This is a genomic window from Vibrio floridensis (assembly GCF_021852965.1).
In the GTDB taxonomy this organism is placed as follows: domain Bacteria; phylum Pseudomonadota; class Gammaproteobacteria; order Enterobacterales; family Vibrionaceae; genus Vibrio; species Vibrio floridensis.
In genome coordinates, this window is the sequence record NZ_JAKGCY010000048.1 from 1 (window position 1) to 2282 (window position 2282).

The 2282-nt window shown below is 41.0% G+C and carries 3 protein-coding genes; all 3 read left to right on the forward strand.

Translation table 11 applies throughout. From position 1 onward, the window contains the following. Positions 1-218 precede the first annotated feature (218 nt). The 3 genes from LZU85_RS20635 (at position 219) to LZU85_RS20645 (ending at position 1977) form a co-directional block, all read left to right on the forward strand. Positions 219-776, forward strand: coding sequence for a GNAT family N-acetyltransferase (locus LZU85_RS20635; protein WP_237288421.1), 558 nt, complete (start codon positions 219-221; stop codon positions 774-776). 265 nt (positions 777-1041) lie between these two features. Beyond that, positions 1042-1479, forward strand: a complete 438-nt coding sequence (locus tag LZU85_RS20640) for a DUF5675 family protein (protein ID WP_080537781.1) — start codon at positions 1042-1044, stop codon at positions 1477-1479. A 3-nt stretch (positions 1480-1482) separates the two neighbouring features. Beyond that, entirely contained in the window at positions 1483-1977 is a 495-nt protein-coding gene (locus LZU85_RS20645) for a hypothetical protein (RefSeq protein WP_206626183.1), read from the forward strand. Positions 1978-2282: the final 305 nt, after the last annotated feature.

The window sequence follows — 2282 nt, forward strand, 5'->3', positions numbered from 1 at the left end:
ATAGAGAACTTTAGTTGCAGCTAAAGTCTGGGTCTCACCTTACCCTGATTCGTTAGTTATTATCCATACAAGGCGTTAAAGAGGGATTCGTGCCGCGTGGCGTTTTTGGTATGCGGTGAGTTTTGGTGGTGAAGGTGGTCTGCGAAAGGTTGGTTTATGCGGCACTCACCCCTTAACGCGGCGTTATGCAGATGTAATCTTCACATTGAGAACTTAGTATGAAAATGGATACCGACAGGCTTATTTTGCGTCAGTGGAAAAATGAAGATTATAAACCTTATGCTGAGTTATGCTCTGACGCACATGTGATGAGGTATTTTCTTGCTCCACTTTCACGCGAAGAGAGTTATGAGCAAGCCAATAAAATGCAAAGCCTTATTTCGGAAAGAGGTTGGGGTTTCTGGGCTGTTGAGTTGAAAGAAACTAGGCAGTTTATTGGTTTTGTTGGGTTGCATAGTCAAGATGAAAATAGTGGATTTCCCAATGCCCCTTTTATCGAAATTGGTTGGCGTTTGTCATCGGAGTTTTGGGGTTTAGGCTATGCAGCTGAAGCGGCAAAAAAAGCATTACAATTCGCATTTGAAGAGCTTAATGCTCCTTCAGTTTATGCGTTTACCACGTTGCAAAATCTGCCTTCTCAGCGAGTAATGCTGAAATTAGGAATGGTCAATACGAATCAAGACTTTGGTCATCCAAAGGTGGTTAAAGGTCATCCTCTGGAGCGGCATTGTTTATATAAAATCACTCAGAAACAGTGGTTGGAAAAATCTGCATAACAAACGCCTCAAGAGGGACTGTCAACGCGTGGCGTTTCCAGTCCCAATGAGCTGCGGTGGTTATGGCTGTTGTGTTTGAGTTTTGTGGTAATGCGTTGCCAGCCCCTTAGGCGGGCGTTAGCTTTATAACTCAAGTTTTCGAGTGTAAAAGACAGAGTTATTGTTTACATTTCTGTGGGGTATTTGCCGAAAAGATATTTGTTGGATGTGTAGAATTTGGTTGCGTCAGTTAGTATTTTCTCAACTTACTACGAGGACATACAACATGGCAGATAAGCAAAGCAAGGTTATATTAAACCTACGACGTATAAAGCAACATGGAGAAACGACGTTAGGGAAGCTTACTATTGAGGGGGTTGATAAAAGTTGGTTCGTTTTAGAACCAGGGGGCCCTGATTCGATAGTTGAAGGCTCGGATAAAAGAATTTCAGCTGGCACATACCAAATGAAGCCTTTTGATGGCGGTACCTATAAAAATGTCTATGAGCTAAAAAATGTACCGGGAAGAACTTATATTTTGATGCATTCGGGAAATTATCATGAAAATACCGAGGGTTGCCTAATGCCAGGAAAAAGTTGGGGCGTAATGAGTGACTCCCACTACTATGTCAATAACAGCAAGGTGGCCTTGTCGGAAATTTTCTCTGAGATTAGAAAGTACAAAGAAGCTGAAATTAGAGTTAGTAACAAACTGGAGCAATAACCAATGTTTAGGAAAGTGCTAATTTTATCTCTATTGCTATTTTCTTCTTCTGCAATATCATCGCTCTCTCGCGTAGACTTGAATCTACGCTGGATGCAAGATAATTATACTGTTATTGAAGAGGTTTTGAGTGGGGATTACTCACATATGGTCATTCCCACTGTAAATACCTTAGGTGAAATATGGTTCCACAGAGATGGTGGTGTTTCTGGAGAAGTTTCTCATCTATTGGTAATCGGTTTGACGCATCACACCTCGATTACTTTGGCTGTGCTTTCATCAAAACCTGATTCTTTTTCAAAATGGCTAAATGAACTTCAGGGAATTGTTTTTACGGACTTCAATGGCGGAGAGGTTGAAAGATTGACTCAATCTCATGAAGAGCTTGTTCAGGCTTTGAGAAGATATCTGGCATCAAATCCTCAAGAGGACTTTGCTCATTATGGACAGATATTACTTGAACGAACTGAGGTTATTTCAGTTCGAAGTGTAGACTAGCGATAGGCAACCAAAACAATAACATGTGAAAATAAAGCTAACAAACGCTTCAAGAGGGACAGCCAACGCGTGGCATTTTTACCATGCGTTGGTCTTTGTGATTACGAAGTTATGCGGCAAGTTGGTAATAGCGTTGGCTGCCCCTTAAGCGGGCGTTATGCGCTATTCAAATCTTTATTAACTTTGTCGAAAATACTCAAAGTATTCATGATTGTGCTCAGACCAAACGTTACCATGTTCTTTTTATAAATTGGGGTACGATGCATGAGTATAGATCAACAAGAACGATGGGCTAAAAATAGGGA

Excerpts from the sequence above, each read along its gene's own strand:
- LZU85_RS20635 (WP_237288421.1), top strand. The coding sequence starts at position 219 with ATGAAAATGGATACCGACAGGCTTATTTTGCGTCAGTGGAAAAATGAA.
- LZU85_RS20645 (WP_206626183.1), top strand. The coding sequence starts at position 1,483 with ATGTTTAGGAAAGTGCTAATTTTATCTCTATTGCTATTTTCTTCTTCT.
- LZU85_RS20640 (WP_080537781.1), top strand. The coding sequence starts at position 1,042 with ATGGCAGATAAGCAAAGCAAGGTTATATTAAACCTACGACGTATAAAG.